Raw genomic sequence first — 19,043 nt, forward strand, 5'->3', positions numbered from 1 at the left:
AATGAAAAAAAATTTACTAACATTTAGTATTGCTCTTGCCAATTTAGCTTGGGCACAGTTTACGACAGGTACGGTTACTCTTTCTACAGGAATGACTGTGAAATTAGATACTTCTGCAACTTTAGCGACCTTAACGCTTACAGGACCCGATACTTCTTACTTAGGAGTAGGATTTGGAGGAACCGGAACAAGCGGCGGTATGGGAACAGGAGTTGACGGGTTTATATACAATGCAAATTCAACTACGAATACAAACTTAGATTATACTTTTGCAGGAATTGGAAATACACCAAATGCAGATGCTGTACAAGATTGGACGATAACTTCTAATACCGTTGCTTCAGGAACGAGAACAATTGTAGCAACACGCTCTCTTTCTGGTGGAACAGGAGATACAGCATTTATCAATGCAGCAGGAAGCATGAATATCTTTTTTGCAAAAGGTTCTTCTACAACTTTGGCTTATCATGGTGCGGGAACAGGAAATAGAGGATATGCAGTATTAACAAAAGCGGGAACTTTAGGAGTTAATGATGTTTTTGCTGAAAATAAAAAAATACGACTTTATCCTAATCCTGCAAAGGAAACTGTATATTTCGAAAATGCTGATAAAATAAAATCTGTAGATATTTACGAATCTACAGGTAGAAAAGTGAAAACAGTAAAAGTTGATGGAGAAAACATCAGTGTTTCTGATTTAAAATCGGGTAATTATTATTTTGAAATTACCTTAAAAGATGGTTCTACGGCTTATCAACAATTAATCAAAGAATAAATAAAAAAGATTATATTTTTTGAATACCTCTAAATTTTTAGAGGTATTTTTATGAAGTGAAAATTCAAACTCTATTGATGTTTTTTAAGTCAATAGTTTTACTACTTCATAAAATAATATACATGGAATTTAAAAATCTTGAACTTGTTGATATAGAAGAACTTTTATCAGTATTTAACACTTCTTTTTCTGACTATCTGGTTCCGTTTCATTTAACATTAGAGCAATTAGAATTAAAAATAGCCTTAGAGAAAATCGATATGAATCTGTCTGTCGGTGTTTTTGAATCTGATAAGCTGCAGGGATTTATCCTTCAAGCCTGTAAAGAAGAAAACGGAAAACATATCATTTATAATGCAGGAACCGGAATCAATCCGGAATACAGAGGAAAAGGGCTGGTCAGAAAAATGTACGATTTCATACTTCCTGTATTAAAAGAAAAAAAAGCAGATGTACTTACTCTTGAAGTCATCGAAAGAAATAATCCAGCCATTAGAGCTTATGAAAATCTAGGCTTTAAAATCGCTAGAAAACTATTTTGTTTCAACGGAATTATTGAGCTTAAAGACAAAAACACAGAAGTGTCGATAGAAGAAATGGATAACTTTCAATGGGAAGTATTTCAATCTTTTTGGGATATCGCGCCGTCGTGGCAGAATTCTAACGCGATACTTATTGATAGGGAAAAGAGATACAAAATCCTGGGAGCTTACAAAAATAAACAGCTTGTAGGGTATGCTGTTTACAATCCTATTGCGAGGAAAGTGTCTCAGATCGCTGTTGATAAAATTTACAGAAGACAGGGCATCGGAACAAAACTTTTCAGAATCATTGAAAATTTGAGTGGTGGGCAGGCTGTATCGGTGAATAATGTAGATGATACCTTAGAAAATACTTCAGCTTTTTTAGAAAAAGGAGTTGGACTTAAAAACTGGCTTTCTCAGTTTGAGATGAATAAAGAGATTTAATATACTTTTCATCGTATAAATTTTTATGAGAGAATGGTAGACTGTAACTTTGCAAAAAATTTACTAATGAAGCGAGGAATACAAATTGTACTGCTGTTTTTTTCTTTAATAATCTATGCTCAGAATAGCCCTGTCGATACGGCTCAGATTGTCGTTTCAGACCGAATAAATAATGCTGAAGCAATGCAAAAACCTTATGTAATCATGATTTCTGCAGACGGTTTCAGATATGATTATGCTAAAAAATACAATGCCCAAAATCTTTTGAAATATTCAAATCAAGGAATTCAGGCAAAAGCAATGATTCCGAGTTATCCGAGTATTACTTTCCCTAATCATTGGACACTGATTACCGGATTATATCCTTCTCATCATGGTTTAATTGATAATTTTTTCTACGATTATCAACGTAAAGAGGCTTACGCAATGAGCAATCGCCAGAACGCTGAAGACGGAAGTTGGTACGGTGGAACTCCGCTTTGGAGTTTGGCAGAAAAACAGGGAACAATCAGTGCTTCTCTGCAATGGGTAGGTTCGGCAAGCGATGCAGGCGGAATGAGACCAACATACTATTATCCATATCACGAAAAATTTACGCCTTCAGAAAAAGTGGGTAAAGTAATTAACTGGTTGAAACTTCCTGAAGATAAAAGACCGCACTTTATTTCATTATACTTTCCGGAAGTTGACGGAGCGGGACATCGCTTTGGTCCCGAAGCCAAAGAAACTGAAATAGCAGTTCATTTAATTGATGAAGCAATAGGAAATTTGGTTCAAAAAGTAAATCAGTTAGGCTTAAAAAATGTGAATTTCATCTTTGTTTCCGATCATGGAATGATAAAGGTTGACCGGGAAAATCCACTCGAGATTCCTCAAATGCTTTTTGATAAAAACAGATTCGATTATTATAATTCTCAGACTTTATTAAGAGTTTATGTAAAAAATTCTGATGAGGTAAAAAATGTTTATAAAGAATTAAAAGCCAATAAAACCGATGATTATGAAGTTTATCTGGATAAAAAATTACCAAAATATTTGCATTTTGCAACGAAAGACGATCGATACAATAGAATAGGGCAGATTTTATTGATCCCAAAAGCGCCAAAAATATTTTTAGAAAGAGATAAAAGAACTTCGGTAGGAAAACACGGTTACAACCCTAAAATTGTTCCAGAAATGAAAGCCACATTCTTCGCTTGGGGATCAGATTTTAATAACAACTTAGTAATTGATGAATTTGAAAATATCAATGTTTATCCATTAGTTGCTGAAATTTTAGGTTTAAAAATAATCCAACCCATCGATGGAAAATTGAAGGTTTTAAAAGAAACCTTAAAAAAATAAAATAGAAGTCCTGAAAGGACGACTTACAAAAGGATGGGGTAAAACCCTATCAAAAAACAATTACAATAAATCTTCGGCGAGCCAAAAGCTCGCCGAAGATTTTAAATTAACTAGAAGAAATTAAGCATTAAATTTTTCAGCAAATTCCTTTGCAAATTCTTCTAATTTAATCTCTCCATCAACAACAGAACCATGTTCAATAAAATCCTTTTGCACAACACCCGTTCTGATTCCTCTTCCCATTTCTGTATATAATTCAGCCATTTCCTGAGGAAGTCCGGCTTGAAGCATTCCGTTTAAAGAATCTTCATCTTTAAATTCAACCCAAGGAAGTTCAGGTTTACCAATAGCGTTTCCGAAAACTTGAGCAAATTCAGAAGCTTTACGCTCATCACTTACAATATATTTTACATTTTTGCCTTCAACGTTCTTAACCAATTCTTCAGCTGCTGCTTTTGCAATATCTTTAGGGTGTACCAACGGAACTTTCGCATCCTGAGGGAAATTAGCTCCTATAATTCCTGCATTTTTAATCAAAGGAATATCATTAAAGAAGTTCAAATAAAAATATCCGGCTCTTAAAAATGTAACAGAAATATTCTCCAGCTCATTGTAGAATTTTTCGATGAAATGAAGACCTTTTATTGGCCCGTTTTCCACAGGAGACTCTGCGCCGATACTGCTTAACATGACAACTCTCTTTAATCCGGTTTGTTTAATCGATTCTGCATAATTTTTTCCTGCATTAATGGTGTTTTCAACAATGTTAATTCCGCCCATATTTGGCGGAGTCATTAAAAATGCTGCATCTGCTCCTTCAAAAGTTTTAACTAAAAAATCTAAATCCGCAATAGAACCGATTGCTGCTTTTGCACCTAAAGCTTCTATTTCGTCTTTCTTAGTTTCGTTACTGCTGATTACGGTAATATCATGACCTTCGCCAATTAATTGTTGAACAAGTGGTTTTGCTACATTTCCTAATGAACCTGTGATGATAATTTTCATAATAATTTTTATTTTTTCGTTGACAAATATTTTTTTATTTCTGAGAACAAAGTTATATTTGTACATACTTTTATACAAGTACTTACCCTAAAGTATGTATTATGGCAGCTATTAAAGAAAGTTCTACTATTCAGCAGAATAAAAAAATTGCATTAGATCTTTGTCCGGTAACGTATGTGATGGAAAAGATTGGGGGCTATTGGAAACCTATTATTTTATATCATCTTTCGACAAGTGACAAAAGATACAGTGAACTAAAACGGGCAATTCCTGCGATTACAGAAAAAATGCTTATTCAACATTTAAAACAACTGGAAAATGATGGATTAGTGATAAGAACTGCAAAACCTGTTGTTCCTCCACACGTTACCTACAATTTAAGCCAATCCGGAAAAGGATTAATCCCAGTCATTCACTCAATGGCAGAATGGGCTTTCAAAGAAATGGAAGGCGAATACAAATAACAAGTGTTAAAATTCCCCTTCCTTGAAGGGGTGGATTTTTGCATAAGCAAAAAGACGGGGTAGTTAACTTATCACTTTAAAGCTAATAAAGTCAATTATGCTCATAAAACAAAAACGACTCTCCAAAAAATGAAGAGTCGTTTTCTATAATTAAATTTGAAATTACAAAGATTTCATATCAATCACAAAACGGTATCTCACATCGCTTTTCAGCATTCTTTCATACGCTTCGTTGATGTCTTGCATTTTGATGATTTCAATTTCAGAAACAATATTATGTTCACCGCAGAAATCAAGCATTTCCTGAGTTTCGGCAATACCTCCGATCACAGAACCGGCAACCGATTTTCTTCCCATGATCATTGGCGGAGTAAACAAGCTATCTTCCATCTTGCCGATAAATCCTACCAAAACATGAGTTCCGTTAATAGTTAAAGTGGTGATGTAAGGATTTACATCATGGTCGTAAGGAACCGTGTCAATAATTAAATCAAATTTTCCTTTTACAGAATTCATTTGCTCTTCATCAGTCGAAATAATGACGTGATCTGCACCTAATTTTTTAGCATCTTCAGTTTTTCCCGGAGTTCTTGAAAATAAAGTTACCTCTGCTCCTAAACCTTTTGCTAGCTTAATTGCCATATGTCCCAATCCACCTAAACCTACAACCGCAACTTTAGAACCAGCACCAACATTCCAATGTCTTAAAGGTGACCAAGTTGTAATTCCTGCACAAAGAAGTGGTGCAACTGCAGCCAGATCTAGATTTGCCGGGATTTTTAAAACGTGACCTGCGTCCACAACTACTTTCTGAGAATATCCTCCAAAAGTATGGCCTCCCAAATGCTTGTCATTTCCATTATAAGTTCCTGTAAATCCGTTTTCACAATATTGTTCCAAATCATGTTTACAGCTGTTACAATGTCCGCAAGAATCTACAATACAGCCAACTCCTGCAAGATCGCCCACTTTGAATTTAGAAACTTCGCTTCCTATTTTTGTTATTTTTCCAATAATTTCATGACCGGGAACTGATGGATATTTCGTTCCGCCCCAATCGTTTCTTGCGGTGTGAAGATCAGAGTGGCAAACTCCGCAATATAGAATTTCAATTTCTATATCATTTGCTGTTACTTCTCTTCTTTCAATATTCATTTCTACTAAATCGGCAGTTTTAGATTCTGCTCCAAAAGCTTTTACGGTAAATGTGTCCATATTTTTTAATTTAGTTTGATTATACTATTTCTATTTTTTCTAAACTGATTACTTCAATCATTCATAATTTGAAATGTTCGTGTTCTTTGCTGAGTGAAACGCCTTTGCGAACGAAAAATATTTTCAAACATTAAAAAAAACTTTGCGCTCTTTGCGTTAAAATCAAATATTATAATTTAAAGAACAGATCATCAATTTTCTGATACAAAAGTCGATACTTTAAATGTAAAAATACTTATATAAATTACAGAATCATTTACCAATTTTACTTACACCTAAAATTGTAGGTCGGAAATTGGTAATTTTGAATTAAAATTAAAAATTTACTTCATGGAAGATCAGGAAGTTGAAATATACAACAGCGTTTCAGAATACAATAAAATGGTGAATCATGAAACGATGCATCCTTTGGTAAGCGTGGTAGATTTTTCTAAATCTGATCCTATCTGTCAGTTCAAAAGAACCTTTGGTTTTTACACCGTTTTTCTGAAAGACGTAATGTGTGGCGATATGCAGTACGGAAAACACAGCTATGATTATCAGGAAGGAACTTTAGTTTTCATCGCCCCGGGACAGACTTATGGGATTTACAATGCAGGCACTTATATTCAGCCTGCAGGTTTTGCGTTGATTTTTCATCCGGATTTATTGAAAGAAACCAATTTGGGAAAAAACATCAGAGAGTATAATTTCTTTTCTTACGATGTTCATGAAGCGTTGCACCTTTCAGAAAAAGAAAGGGAAATTATTTTAGAATGTTTTAAAAATATAAAATTAGAACTTGAGCAAGCCATTGATAAACACAGTAAATCATTGATTGTTAATAATATTGAGTTGTTTCTGAATTATTGCATGCGTTTTTACGACCGTCAGTTTATTACACGAGATCACATTAATCAGAATTTTATCGGAAAGTTTGAGAAGTCTTTAGATGATTATTTAAAATCTGATAAGCCTAAAAATCTAGGGTTTCCGATGGTTAATTATTTCGCAGAACAGCTTAATCTTTCAGCAAATTATTTTGGAGATCTGATTAAAAAAGAGCTCGGAATTTCTGCTCAGGAATTTATTCATAATAAGCTGATCGATGTAGCGAAAGATCAGATTTTTAATGCATCAAAATCTATCAGTGAAATTTCGTATGATTTAGGATTTAAATATCCACAGCATTTTACAAGATTGTTCAAAAGTAAAGTCGGCGTTTCTCCAAGCGAGTTTAAAGCTTTGAATTGAATTTGTGATTAGTTTTTTAATCCAGTATCCGTACTGTGTAAATGATTGAAAAATTACTACAAGCCTTTGTTGAATGAAATCGAAGATTCGACGAAGTCAAACACCTTTGCGAACGAAAAATATTTTCAAACATTTAAAAAAAATCTTTGCGCACTTTGCGTTCAAAAAGAGATTGTTATTAAAAACGTATAATCATATTTTTAAACAAAATTTGTAAATTGTAATTATAAATAAGTTTAAATTTTATGCGAAACCATGACCGCAAATCAAAATAATTCTAATACTTATACTTTTCAGCCGCCTTTTGGAAAAATTTTAGCTTTTAGAGAAAACGGAATTTTAAAAGCTAAAAACATTCGCTATGCGTATTCTGAAAGATTTAAAATGCCAATTGTTGTACAGCCTTCAGATTCGGAAATTATTTTTCCTAAAAAAACTCCGGTTTGTCCACAAAATATCAGTCCACTTCTTGAAAAAATGATTGGGAAAACCAATTTGGATGATTTTGAAGTGGATGAATCTCCTCAATATATTTCCATTTTTCGCCCTGAAAATTTTAATGAAAACGAAAAATTTTCTGTTATTGTATGGATTCATGGAGGTTCGTACGAAATAGGTTGTGGCGATCTTCCAACAGCAGATCCTACAGATTGGGTAAAAGAGCAAAATGTTATCGTAGTAACCGTTTCTTACCGCTTAGGAATTTTTGGATTTTTAGGAGGAAATGAAGAAAAACCAGCCAATTTAGGTTTGTTTGACTTAATCGAAGCTTTAAAATGGATTAAAAATAATATAGAATCTTTTGGTGGAGATTCAGAAAATATTACCCTTTTGGGGCAGTCTTCTGGTGGCGATGCAATTGCCCATCTTATGATTTCAGAAGGAACTGAAGATTTATTTAAAAGAGTGATTATTCACAGTGCTCCCTTAGGTTTAAGAAAAAACCGGCAAAAAATGTCAACTGAATTTCTGAAAAACACTCAAATTTTTAACGAAAAATCTGATGCTCTGGAAATTATTGAAAACTATAAAAATTGTACGCCTTCTTTTCTAAAATACGGATTAAAAGCTGCAATGCCTTTCGGAACTCAATATGGTTTTCCGCCATTGTGCAATGAATGGGAAGCCGAAGAAAAATGGAAACAGAAGGCAAAGGAAATCGATGTTTTAATTGGTTTGAATGATGAAGAAACCGCTTTCTACTTGAAAGCTTCTGATATGATCAATAAATATTTTCCTGCAAAAATTATAAACAAAGCAATCCGCACAACAACAGAAATCATTTATGGAAAACCTGCAGCAGATTTTGCGGAAAATTTTTCCAAAGCAGGCGGAAATGTTTATTTGTTTAGAATTTATCCACGTTTCAAGGTTTCTAATTACTTTTTGGGAGCTCATGCTATTGATCTTCCTTTTATTTTTGGTAACGAATTTGCCTGGAAAAATGCCGGAATTCTAAAAAATATTCCTTGGAAATATATTGACGAGAACGGAAAAAAATTAAGAAAACTCTGGACTGAATTTGCCCAATACGGAAAGATCTCAGATGATTCAGAAAGACCGGAAATTCTTGAAATTTGTAAAGTCTAATTTTCGTTAATTCTAATGTAAAACGGTTGCGTATAAAAGATTTTAAAAATTTTATCCTTTTTCATTCCGTAGTAATCTCGTAATGAATTGCCAAATGTGCTTAGATTCCACGCTCCACTACGTTTCGCTCTGAATGACAAGCTCGACACTAAGATTTGTTTCAATCTAAACTTTAACCTCAATCTACAAATTATTTAGAATCATTCAAAATATGACGAAAATCATAAAAATTTTGTCACGTTCCAAATTCTTTTTAAATTTACACCTAACAAATGTTAGTTAGTTATGAATGTGGATTTGTCAGTTGAAAATTTACGACTCGACCAATTAAGACAGCTCCAATCTGAGAGATTGGTGAGTTTGGTGGGTTATCTTGAGGAAAAATCAGATTTTTATAAAAGAAAATTTGATGAATTAGGAATATCGCCACATGAAATAAGGACAATTGAAGACATTTCAAAACTACCGATTACCTACAAACAGGATTTAAGAGACAATTATCCGTTCGGATTATTTACGGTTCCAAAGAATGAATTACAAAGAATTCACTGTTCAAGCGGAACGACAGGGAAACCGACGGTTGTAGGATATACAAAAGAAGATGTTGATTTATTCAGTGAAGTTGTAGCAAGATCGTTGAATGCAGCTGGAGCAAAACCGGGAATGCAATTACACAATGCTTATGGTTACGGGATTTTCACTGGTGGACTTGGACTTCATTATGGAGCAGAAAAATTAGGAATGAGTGTTCTTCCGATTTCGGGAGGAATGACGACGAGACAGGTAGATTTAATTATAGACTTTAAACCGGAAGTTATCTGTTGTTCACCTTCTTATGCTTTAACAATCGCTGATGAATTTGCGAAAAGAGGGATCTCAGCAGACGAAATCAGTTTAAAATATGCCGTTTTAGGTTCAGAACCTTGGACGGAGATTATCAGACATCATATTGAAGAAAGATTAGGCGTTCATGCAACCAATATTTATGGATTGAGTGAAATTATCGGACCCGGAGTTTCGATGGAAGATTTTGAGGAGAAAGGAGGTTCTTATATTTGGGAAGACCATTTTTATCCTGAAATTTTAGATCCGATTACAAAAGAACCTGTTCCGTTTGGCGAAGAAGGAGTTTTGGTAATCACAACTTTAACTAAAAAAGCAATGCCGCTTTTACGTTACTGGACAAACGACATCACAAGTCTTTATTACGAAGAAAACTCGAAAAGAACAATGGTAAAAATGAGACCCATTCTTGGAAGAGCTGATGATATGCTGATTGTGAGAGGGGTAAATGTGTATCCAAGTCAGATTGAAGAAGCGTTTTCTCATGTGGAAGGAGTGGTTCCGAATTATTATTTAACACCGATTGAGAAAGAGCAAATGTGTGTTGCATTGGATATCGATCTGGAAATTGATGATGAATTTGTGAAAGCCAAACAAATTGAAATTAATACCGATGATTATGCTATTTTTGTCGGAAACTTTGCAAAAAGTATAGAAAACGAAATAAAAAAACGAGTAGGAATCACCACGAAAGTGAAAATTTATGCTCAGGACAGTTTGCCTAAGTGCGAAGGTGGAAAAATTAATAGAATACTAAAAACAAAATGAATTCATTTTATAAATTAAAAACGGTAAGGGTTCAGAAAGATACCAACGATGCAGTGAATGTAGCCGTTGAAATTCCTGAGGAACTGAAGGATAAATTCAGATTCAAACAGGGGCAGTATCTTAATTTCCGAATGATGATTAACGGGAACGAAGAGAGACGTTCTTATTCTATCTGCAATGCGCCGAGTGAAAAAAGCAACACACTGGAAGTATTGGTTAAGTTGTTAGAAAACGGAAAAGTTTCAGGTTACTTCAACGAACATCTTCATATGGATGAAGTTCTTGAAGTAATGCCTCCGATGGGCGGTTTTAATACATCTTATCACCCGACAAACGTAAAGACTTACGTTGGTTTGGCAGCAGGAAGCGGAATTTCTCCGGTTTTATCAAATATTAAAGAAAGTCTTTACCAAGAGCCGAATTCAAACGCTTATCTGTTTTACAGCAACAGAAGCATGAATCACGTGATGAAAAAGGCTGAAATCGATAAATTGGTTGAAACTTTTAACGGAAGACTGAAAGTTGTTTATTTAGTAAGCCGTGAGCAGCATGAAGACCCGATTTTTGAAGGTAGAATTTCTCCTGAAAAATTAGATTTATTATTTGAAAGATATGCAGATATCGATGTAAGAGAATCTACATTCTTCATTTGCGGACCTTCAGAAATGATTAAAGGCATCGCTGATTATTTAAAGAAAGAGAAAAAAGTACCTGCAATTCAGGTTTTATTTGAATATTTCACCGCTCCTGACGAAGAGAATTCTGAGGAAATGAGTGATGAATTCAAGGCAATTGCCAATTTAGAAAGTATGGTAACGGTAATCATTGATGATGATGAATATTCGTTCCACCTTAATTCTAAAAAAGAGAGTATCTTAGATAAAGCATTGAAAGACAATCTTCCTGTACCTTTTGCGTGCAAAGGAGGAGTTTGTTGTACGTGTAAGGCGCAAGTGTTGGAAGGAGAAGTTTTCATGGAGAAAAACTATGCGCTTACCGAAGATGAGGTAGCCAGAGGTTACGTTCTGACGTGTCAATGTCACCCGACAACTAATGTGGTGATGCTTAATTATGATGTATAATTAAATTAATGTAACAATATATCAATTTACCAGTGTAACAATCATTGGTACATTGTTAGACTGATACATTGTTAAATTGGAAAAATTATGGATTTAGAAAAATTTGTACAATACGTACACGACGAAAATAAAGTAGAACCAAAAGACGTAATGCCCGATGATTACAGAAAGCTATTGGTTCGTCAGATTTCACAGCACGCACATTCTGAGATTGTCGGAATGTTGCCGGAAGCCAACTGGATTTCCAGAGCACCTTCATTGAGAAGGAAAATGGCTCTTTTAGCTAAAGTTCAGGATGAAGCAGGCCACGGTTTATACCTTTATTCTGCAACCGAAACATTAGGAAATGGAACAATCAGAGCTGACAGAGACGCGACTTACGAAGATATGTTGGAAGGAAAAGCAAAATATTCAAGTATTTTCAATTATCCGACATTGAGCTGGGCAGATATTGGCGCAATCGGTTGGTTGGTTGATGGTGCTGCAATTATGAATCAGGTAATGTTGATGGGGAATTCTTACGGTCCTTACTCAAGAGCGATGGTGAAAATCTGTAAAGAAGAATCTTTCCACCAAAGACAGGGTTACGAAATTTTGATGGCGCTTTGCCGTGGTACAAAACAACAGAAAGAAATGGCTCAGGCTTCACTAAACCGTTTCTGGTGGCCGGCTTTAATGATGTTTGGTCCAAATGATGACAGTTCGCCAAATTCTAAAATCTCTATGAATTACAGAGTGAAAAGAGAAAGTAACGACAGTCTTCGTCAGAGATTTATCGACGTTACGGTTTCTCAGGCTGAATTCTTAGGATTAACCATTCCTGACAAAAATTTGAAATGGAATGAAGAAAGACAGCATTACGATTTCGGAGAGCTTCCTTGGGATGAATTCATGACTATTCTAAAAGGAAACGGACCTTGCAACAAAAAAAGATTACAGACAAAAGTAAAGGCGCAACAAGAAAACCTTTGGGTAAAAGAAGCAGCTGCAGCTTTTGCAGAAAAACAGGAAAAAATTTCAATGTAACAATATACCAATGTAAAAATGTAACAATCAATTTGTTCTGAGCAAAGCGAAGAGTCTCATTGGTAAATTGTTAGACTGATACATTGTTAAATTAATTTTATTTATGGCAAATTTAGATATGTGGGAAGTGTTTATTCAGACTAAACCAGGATTATCTCACAAACACGTTGGAATTGTACAGGCACCAACAGCAGAAATGGCTTTGCAGAACGCAAGAGACGTTTATACAAGAAGAAAAGAAGGAACTTCAGTTTGGGTTGTTCCAAGTAAATATATTGTGACTTCAGAAGGAATTGATAAAGAAGCATTTTTTGATCCAGCTGATGATAAATTGTACCGTCACCCGACGTTCTACGATATTCCAAACGATGTAAAAAATATGTAATAAAAGAAGTTAGAAGTTAGATTCTAGAATTTAGTCTAATTTCTAACCTCTAATTTCTAAATTCTATAAAAATGAACCCATTATATAATTATTTATTAAAATTAGCGGACGACAGTTTCATCATGGGACAGCGTTTGTCTGCTTGGTGCGGTGAAGGTCCTTATTTAGAGGAAGATATTGCATTGACAAACATCGCTTTGGACGAACTTGGACAGGCAAATAACTTTTATGTTTACGCTTCAAGAGTTGCCGATAACGGTAAAAGTGAAGATGATTTGGCTTTTTTAAGATATGAACATGAATATCTGAATGCCCATTTAACCGAGCTTCCAAATGAAGATTATGCACAGACAATTCTTAAAGTGTATGTTTTTTCTGTGTATCAGAAATTAATGTACGAAGCATTGTCAAATTCTGCCGATGAAGAACTTTCTGCAATCGCTCAGAAATCTTTGAAAGAAGTAAGATATCATTACACGCATACTGCTTCTTGGATGAAAATTTTCGCTCAGGGAACTGAAGAAAGCAAAACCCGTTTGGTAAAAGCCATCGAAAATGTTTGGGAATATACGAAAGGATTATTCGCAAAAGTGGAAGGAGAAGATGATTTAATTGCTTTAAATATCACTCCGAATGTTGATGAATTGTATAACCAGTTTATCTCGATCACAGAAAAAGATTTCGCAGATTTTGGTTTGGAATATCCAACAGATCATTTCATGCAGCCAAAATCAAGAACAGGATATCACACCGAATATTTCGGATTTATGCTTTGTGAATTGCAATATATGCAGAGAGCTTATCCGGGTTGTACTTGGTAACAATTTTTTAGTTTAGCGATATAAATAACTTTTTACTTGAATACTTTTGTTTTGCATGAAGAAATTTGTAATGTTTTTATTATTTAGTTTTATAATTATTTCTTGTCAAAAGAAAGAGATTAGAACTAAAGTAATCAAAAATACTGGAGATATTGAAGAAATGTTTCGATTGAAAAACTATAAACAAGAAGTCAAATTAATGATCAATGATTCAATAAATCGTATTACTGCTACTAATGGTCATTTCATTTTAACGGGTGATTTTAATACTAAGACAAATACAAGAACTGGAATTTGGAGTTTAAAGAATAAAGTTGATTCAAAAGAAATACAAATTGATTATATCGTTTTAGGCAAGAATAATGTTTTTGAAAATCAAATTATTTTTAAAGAACATGGAAAAATAGACTCTTCTAACAGTAAATTTTATTTAGTAGAAAACAAAACTCTGCAAGGATTATCATACAAGTTTTTCTCTCCTGAAATGAAAAATGAAATTTCTAAGGAAGCTAAAGTTATTTATACAATTTATAGAAATAGAAAAGAAATCAAAATTGATTCTGTTGTTTATAAAAATGTAAAGGAAGGAAAATATTTTGCAGATGTTAAGTATGATTTTAAAAAAGGAGATCATATTTCAGGGTATTTCAGTGAAATTGTTACTGCAAGAGATCCCAGAATTAAGGACAGCTTATTATTAGGCAATAATTCAATATATTTTATAGAAAAGTTTGAATAATTTATTAAACATATTAAGTCAAGTTCCCGATCCGGAAATTCCGGTAATCAATATCGTGGAATTGGGTATTGTAAGAGAAGCGAAAGTTACGAGCGATAATTCTTGTGAAGTAACGATTACGCCGACTTATTCTGCCTGTCCCGCTATGTTTACCATCGAGGAAGACATCATCAAATTGATGAAAGAAAACGGTTGGGATGCAAAAGTGGTTACCAAAATGTTTCCGATTTGGACGACAGATTGGTTGACAGATGAAGCGAGAGAAAAACTTCGTGTTTACGGAATTTCACCTCCGGAAAAAGGAGCCGACGAACATCACATCGGGAAACCGAAAAAATGTCCTCGTTGTGGTTCGATGAATTCAAAACAAATAAGCAGATTCGGGTCTACTTTGTGTAAGGCTTCGTATCAATGCTTAGACTGTTTAGAACCTTTTGATTATTTTAAATGCCACTAAGATTAATGTAGCAATATACCAATGTACCCGTTTACCAATAATATTCAGCATGACATTATAATTGTTAGATTGTTAGACTGATAAATTGTTACATTATGACTAAATTAGTAGATTGTTAAATCTTCGAATTTTTAAATAATTTAATCTTTAAATTAAAAAAACTATGTACACACAACTTGATATTGAGTCACATTTTGATGGAAAGCTGAAAATCGCTTACCTCAATCAGCCTGAAACGATGAATGCGCTTACAAAGCCATCTTTGGGAGATCTAAAAGATTTTATTAAAGAATGCAGTGATGATCCTACGGTAAGATGTGTAGCGATTTCAGGAAGAGGAAGAGCGTTTTGCTCAGGTCAAAACTTAGATGATGCTTTCGTACAAGGGAACGACCATCATGATGACGATATCATCAGAAGAATTGTGACGGATTATTACAATCCTTTGGTACTCGAAATTACACGTTGCAAAAAACCTGTTGTGGCTTTGGTCAATGGTCCTGCTGTTGGAGCTGGAGCAATGTTGGCTTTGATTTGTGACTTTGTTTTAGCTAATAATAAAGCGTATTTCTCTCAGGCATTTTCAAATATTGGGTTAATTCCTGATACAGGAGGTACTTATTTCTTGCCTAAATTATTGGGAAGACAATTAGCAAACTATTTAGCTTTTACAGGCAAAAAATTATCAGCTGAAGAATCAAAATCGTATGGTTTGGTAGCTGAAGTTTTCACGGAGGAAGAATTCAATTCAAAATCAATGGAAATTTTAGAAAAAGTATCAAATATGCCAACTGTAGGTTTAAAATTAACCAAAAAAGCCTTCGCCAATTCTTACAACAACACTTTGAAAGAACAGTTGGAACTGGAAGGAGATTTACAGCAGGAAGCTGCCGAAACAGAAGATTTCAAAGAAGGGGTACAAGCCTTTTTACAAAAAAGAAAACCTGAATATAAAGGGAAATAAGAATTATAGAATTTAGATATTAGAGGTTAGAAATTAGTATTAATCTAACTTCTAACTTCTAAATTCTAATATCTATAAAAAAATATGAATATAGGAGTTATCGGTGCCGGAACGATGGGAATTGGTATCGCACAAGTAGCCGCAACGAACGGATGCAAAGTTTGGGTCTATGACGCCAACGCAAAACAAGTAGAAACGGCAACCGTAGGTTTGGAAAAAATATTGACCAAATTGGTTGATAAACAGAAAATTTCGGCAGAGAAAATGACCGAAATTTTAGCTAATATTTCCATTGCTACAGAATTGAAGGACTTTAAAGATTGTGAATTAATCATTGAAGCCATCATCGAAAATAAAGAAATTAAAACCAAAGTCTTCACAGAATTAGAGAAACATGTTTCAGAAAGCTGTGTCATTGGTTCCAATACATCATCCATTTCCATCACCTCTCTCGGTGCGGAATTACAAAAACCGGAGCGTTTCATCGGAATTCACTTCTTCAATCCGGCTCCTTTGATGCCTTTAGTTGAGATTATTCCATCTCTCCTTACAGAAAAATCTTTAGCCGAAAAAATGTACAACCTCATGAAAGATTGGGGCAAAACTCCTGTGATTGCTAAAGATATTCCAGGGTTTATTGTTAATAGAATCGCTCGACCTTACTACGGTGAAGGTTTGAGAATTGTTGAAGAAAACATCGCCACTGTGGAACAAGTTGATGATGCGATGAAAACAATTGGAAACTTCAAAATGGGACCTTTTGAATTAATGGATCTCATTGGTGTTGATGTGAATTTTTCGGTAACAAAAACAGTTTACAACGAATATTTCTACGACCCGAAATACAAACCATCTCTTCTTCAGCAAAGAATGTCTGAAGCAAAACTTCATGGCAGAAAAACAGGAAAAGGCTTTTATGATTATTCTGAAGGCGCCGAAAAACCTGTTGCTCAAAAAGACGAGATTCTTTATCAACAAATATTTTTAAGAATTATTTCGATGCTGATCAACGAAGCGGTTGAAGCAAAAAGATTAGGTGTTGCAAACGATGAAGATCTTGAATTAGCAATGCAAAAAGGTGTAAACTATCCAAAAGGATTATTAGCTTGGGGAAAAGAAATCGGATATGCAAAAATCTCTGAAACCCTGCAAAATCTTTACGAAGAATATCAGGAAGAAAGATACAGACAAAGCCCGTTACTACGTAAAATGTAACAATATACCAATCTAACAATGTAGCAATCGCACTGTCATGCTGAGCTAGTCGAAGCATCTCAATTGGTAAACCGTTACATTGTTAAATTATTACATTAAAAAATGGATATAGATGGATTCAGAGCCGAATTGGAAACAAGGCTTCTCATTGAAAAAGAATATATAATTCAGGAACTTTCTTCAATAAATGATTATAAGGAAAAGCTTGATTTATTAGGAAAGTTTAATGAAAAATATAAAGAGCTGATCAAGAGATTAGCGAATGAAAGTGGTATTGATTTAAATGCTCCTTATCCAACCGAAAACCCATCAAATTCAGAAAATCTTTCAAACGAGCAGATAATTCTCGGTAAAACCATGGGTGTTTACGATAAATTGGCTGATGAATTATATGAAAAAATAACAAGCAGAAATTAAAAATGAATCCAAGACAGGTTGCAGAATATATGTTTGATCAGGATTATTTTTCCCAGTGGATGAATATCAAGATGATCGAAGTAAAAGAAAATTATTGTTTAATAGAAATGCCCATCAAAAAAGAAATGATTAATGGGTTGAAAACCGTTCACGGAGGCGTAACCTTTGCTTTTGCGGATTCCGCGTTGGCATTTTCGTCTAATAATACCGGCGATGCAGCAGTTGCTTTAAACTGCATTATTAATTTTACCAAAGCCGGAAAAGAAGGCGATATTTTCAGAGCAGAAAGTATTTTGGTAAACGACACTAGAAAAACCGCTGTTTATGACATTAAAATTACCAATCAAAATCAAGAAATGATTGCAAAATTCGTCGGAACAGTTTATAAAATCGGGAAAAAAATTACAGAATTATAAATTTGAGAATTTGAAAATGAGGCAATTTGAAAATTATTTTTAATGCTTTATTTCATTTTCAAATTCTCAAATTAACACATTTTCAAATTAAATAAAATGAACAACGTATACATCATAGATTACATCAGAACTCCTATTTCAAAACTAAGTGGAGGATTATCAGAAGTGAGAGCCGATGATTTGGCGGCAATCGCTCTAAAAGAAATTGTTTCAAGAAACCCAGAAGTTCCTGTTGAGGAAATCGAGGATGTTATTTTCGGATGTGCTAATCAGGCAGGTGAAGATAACAGAAACGTAGCAAGAATGGGACTTTTATTGGCTGGTCTTCCGTACAAAATCGGAGGTGAAACAGTAAACAGGCTGTGTGCTTCCGGAATGTCGGCGGTTGCTAATGCTTTCCGTTCGATTGCTTCTGGAGAAGGTGAAATCTATATCGCAGGTGGAGTTGAGCATATGACGCGTTCACCTTATGTAATGTCAAAACCAAGTGCTGCTTTTGGTAGAGATAGTCAGATGTTTGATACCACTTTCGGATGGAGATTTGTCAATCCGAAAATGAAAGAAATGTATGGCGTAGATGCAATGGGAGATACTGCTGAAAACTTAGCAGAAATGCATAATATAAGCCGTGAAGATCAGGACAAATTTGCTCTTTGGTCTCAGCAAAAAGCCACAAAAGCTCAGGAAAGTGGAAGGTTAGCGGAAGAAATTGTAAAAGTTGAAATTCCTCAAAGAAAAGGCGACTCTAAAATTTTTGATAAAGATGAATTCATCAAACCAACTTCTTCAATGGAAGGATTAGGAAAACTTCGTCCGGCTTTCAGAAAAGAAGGAACAGTAACCGCAGGAAACGCTTCAGGAATGAATGACGGTGCTGCAGCTTTAATTTTAGCAAGCGAAGAAGCGGTTAAAAAATATGGGTTGAAACCTAAAGCTAAGATTTTAGGATCTTCAGTTGCTGGTGTTGAACCAAGGATCATGGGAATCGGTCCTGTTGAAGCAACTCAAAAATTATTAAAAAGACTGAATCTTTCATTGGAAGATATGGATGTTATTGAATTGAATGAAGCTTTTGCTGCTCAATCTTTAGCCGTAACAAGAAGTTTAGGGTTGAAAGATGACGATTCAAGAATAAATCCAAACGGAGGAGCGATCGCGATCGGTCATCCACTTGGCGTTTCGGGAGCGAGAATCATCGGTTCTGCCGCAATGGAACTTCAAAAACAGGATAAAAAATATGCATTGTGTACCCTTTGTATCGGTGTCGGACAAGGCTATGCAATGGTAATTGAAAAAGTATAACTTTTCAATAATGT

At 34.5% G+C, this 19,043-nt stretch carries 20 protein-coding genes; 18 read left to right on the top strand and 2 right to left on the bottom strand.

Annotated elements, in window-relative coordinates; translation table 11 throughout:
* The first annotated feature begins 1 nt into the window (after nucleotide 1).
* From B5X64_RS17550 to B5X64_RS17560, 3 genes are all read left to right on the top strand, one after another.
* A complete protein-coding gene (locus tag B5X64_RS17550; protein WP_079466478.1) occupies nucleotides 2–775 on the top strand; it encodes a T9SS type A sorting domain-containing protein in 774 nt (257 codons plus the stop codon).
* A 122-nt stretch (nucleotides 776–897) separates the two neighbouring features.
* On the top strand, nucleotides 898–1,743 hold the full coding sequence (locus B5X64_RS17555; protein ID WP_164463379.1) for a GNAT family N-acetyltransferase: 846 nt from the start codon (nucleotides 898–900) through the stop codon (nucleotides 1,741–1,743).
* Nucleotides 1,744–1,809: 66 nt separating this feature from the next.
* Nucleotides 1,810–3,087, top strand: a complete 1,278-nt coding sequence (locus B5X64_RS17560; protein ID WP_079466532.1) for an alkaline phosphatase family protein — start codon at nucleotides 1,810–1,812, stop codon at nucleotides 3,085–3,087.
* A 120-nt stretch (nucleotides 3,088–3,207) separates the two neighbouring features.
* Here B5X64_RS17560 and B5X64_RS17565 read toward each other — a convergent pair whose 3' ends face one another.
* Nucleotides 3,208–4,092, bottom strand: coding sequence for an NmrA family NAD(P)-binding protein (locus B5X64_RS17565; RefSeq protein WP_079466533.1), 885 nt, complete (start codon nucleotides 4,090–4,092; stop codon nucleotides 3,208–3,210).
* A gap of 101 nt (nucleotides 4,093–4,193) precedes the next feature.
* Here B5X64_RS17565 and B5X64_RS17570 point away from each other — a divergent pair, with 101 nt between their 5' ends.
* A complete protein-coding gene (locus B5X64_RS17570; RefSeq protein ID WP_074231981.1) occupies nucleotides 4,194–4,556 on the top strand; it encodes a winged helix-turn-helix transcriptional regulator in 363 nt (120 codons plus the stop codon).
* A gap of 162 nt (nucleotides 4,557–4,718) precedes the next feature.
* Here B5X64_RS17570 and B5X64_RS17575 read toward each other — a convergent pair whose 3' ends face one another.
* The gene (locus B5X64_RS17575; protein WP_079466480.1) at nucleotides 4,719–5,771 is read right to left on the bottom strand and encodes an NAD(P)-dependent alcohol dehydrogenase; all 1,053 of its coding nucleotides are present in this window, start codon (nucleotides 5,769–5,771) and stop codon (nucleotides 4,719–4,721) included.
* Between the two features lie 330 nt (nucleotides 5,772–6,101).
* Here B5X64_RS17575 and B5X64_RS17580 point away from each other — a divergent pair, with 330 nt between their 5' ends.
* The 14 genes from B5X64_RS17580 to pcaF all read left to right on the top strand — a co-directional run bounded on the left by B5X64_RS17580 (nucleotide 6,102) and on the right by pcaF (nucleotide 19,029).
* A complete protein-coding gene (locus B5X64_RS17580; RefSeq protein WP_079466481.1) occupies nucleotides 6,102–7,004 on the top strand; it encodes a helix-turn-helix domain-containing protein in 903 nt (300 codons plus the stop codon).
* Between the two features lie 255 nt (nucleotides 7,005–7,259).
* Nucleotides 7,260–8,594 carry a carboxylesterase family protein gene (locus tag B5X64_RS17585; protein WP_079466482.1) on the top strand — a complete coding sequence of 445 codons (1,335 nt, stop codon included), beginning with the start codon at nucleotides 7,260–7,262 and terminating at the stop codon, nucleotides 8,592–8,594.
* Nucleotides 8,595–8,885: 291 nt separating this feature from the next.
* A complete protein-coding gene (locus B5X64_RS17590; protein WP_111944882.1) occupies nucleotides 8,886–10,205 on the top strand; it encodes a phenylacetate--CoA ligase family protein in 1,320 nt (439 codons plus the stop codon).
* Nucleotides 10,202–11,287, top strand: coding sequence for a 2Fe-2S iron-sulfur cluster-binding protein (locus tag B5X64_RS17595; RefSeq protein WP_079466484.1), 1,086 nt, complete (start codon nucleotides 10,202–10,204; stop codon nucleotides 11,285–11,287). The genes B5X64_RS17590 and B5X64_RS17595 overlap by 4 nt, the downstream gene beginning before the upstream one ends.
* Before the next feature lie 87 nt (nucleotides 11,288–11,374).
* Nucleotides 11,375–12,313, top strand: coding sequence for a 1,2-phenylacetyl-CoA epoxidase subunit PaaA (gene paaA / locus B5X64_RS17600; RefSeq protein WP_079466485.1), 939 nt, complete (start codon nucleotides 11,375–11,377; stop codon nucleotides 12,311–12,313).
* 103 nt (nucleotides 12,314–12,416) lie between these two features.
* Nucleotides 12,417–12,698 carry a 1,2-phenylacetyl-CoA epoxidase subunit PaaB gene (paaB, locus tag B5X64_RS17605; RefSeq protein ID WP_034679196.1) on the top strand — a complete coding sequence of 94 codons (282 nt, stop codon included), beginning with the start codon at nucleotides 12,417–12,419 and terminating at the stop codon, nucleotides 12,696–12,698.
* Between the two features lie 71 nt (nucleotides 12,699–12,769).
* Nucleotides 12,770–13,519 carry a 1,2-phenylacetyl-CoA epoxidase subunit PaaC gene (paaC, locus tag B5X64_RS17610; RefSeq protein ID WP_079466486.1) on the top strand — a complete coding sequence of 250 codons (750 nt, stop codon included), beginning with the start codon at nucleotides 12,770–12,772 and terminating at the stop codon, nucleotides 13,517–13,519.
* Between the two features lie 55 nt (nucleotides 13,520–13,574).
* The gene (locus B5X64_RS17615) at nucleotides 13,575–14,258 is read left to right on the top strand and encodes a hypothetical protein (protein WP_123920674.1); all 684 of its coding nucleotides are present in this window, start codon (nucleotides 13,575–13,577) and stop codon (nucleotides 14,256–14,258) included.
* Nucleotides 14,251–14,715, top strand: coding sequence for a 1,2-phenylacetyl-CoA epoxidase subunit PaaD (gene paaD, locus B5X64_RS17620; RefSeq protein ID WP_079466488.1), 465 nt, complete (start codon nucleotides 14,251–14,253; stop codon nucleotides 14,713–14,715). Before B5X64_RS17615 ends, paaD begins: the two co-directional genes overlap by 8 nt.
* 163 nt (nucleotides 14,716–14,878) lie before the next feature.
* Nucleotides 14,879–15,679: an enoyl-CoA hydratase/isomerase family protein gene (locus B5X64_RS17625; RefSeq protein ID WP_079466489.1), complete on the top strand. Its 801-nt coding sequence runs from the start codon at nucleotides 14,879–14,881 to the stop codon at nucleotides 15,677–15,679.
* A gap of 84 nt (nucleotides 15,680–15,763) precedes the next feature.
* Nucleotides 15,764–16,894, top strand: a complete 1,131-nt coding sequence (locus B5X64_RS17630) for a 3-hydroxyacyl-CoA dehydrogenase NAD-binding domain-containing protein (protein WP_079466490.1) — start codon at nucleotides 15,764–15,766, stop codon at nucleotides 16,892–16,894.
* A gap of 102 nt (nucleotides 16,895–16,996) precedes the next feature.
* Entirely contained in the window at nucleotides 16,997–17,311 is a 315-nt protein-coding gene (locus tag B5X64_RS17635) for a hypothetical protein (protein ID WP_079466491.1), read from the top strand.
* Between the two features lie 2 nt (nucleotides 17,312–17,313).
* Nucleotides 17,314–17,727: a PaaI family thioesterase gene (locus B5X64_RS17640; RefSeq protein WP_079466492.1), complete on the top strand. Its 414-nt coding sequence runs from the start codon at nucleotides 17,314–17,316 to the stop codon at nucleotides 17,725–17,727.
* Nucleotides 17,728–17,823: 96 nt separating this feature from the next.
* A complete protein-coding gene (gene pcaF, locus B5X64_RS17645) occupies nucleotides 17,824–19,029 on the top strand; it encodes a 3-oxoadipyl-CoA thiolase (protein ID WP_079466493.1) in 1,206 nt (401 codons plus the stop codon).
* The last annotated feature ends 14 nt before the right edge of the window (nucleotides 19,030–19,043 follow it).

The sequence above is a fragment of the Chryseobacterium balustinum genome (assembly GCF_900168205.1).
In the GTDB taxonomy this organism is placed as follows: Bacteria; Bacteroidota; Bacteroidia; order Flavobacteriales; family Weeksellaceae; genus Chryseobacterium; species Chryseobacterium balustinum.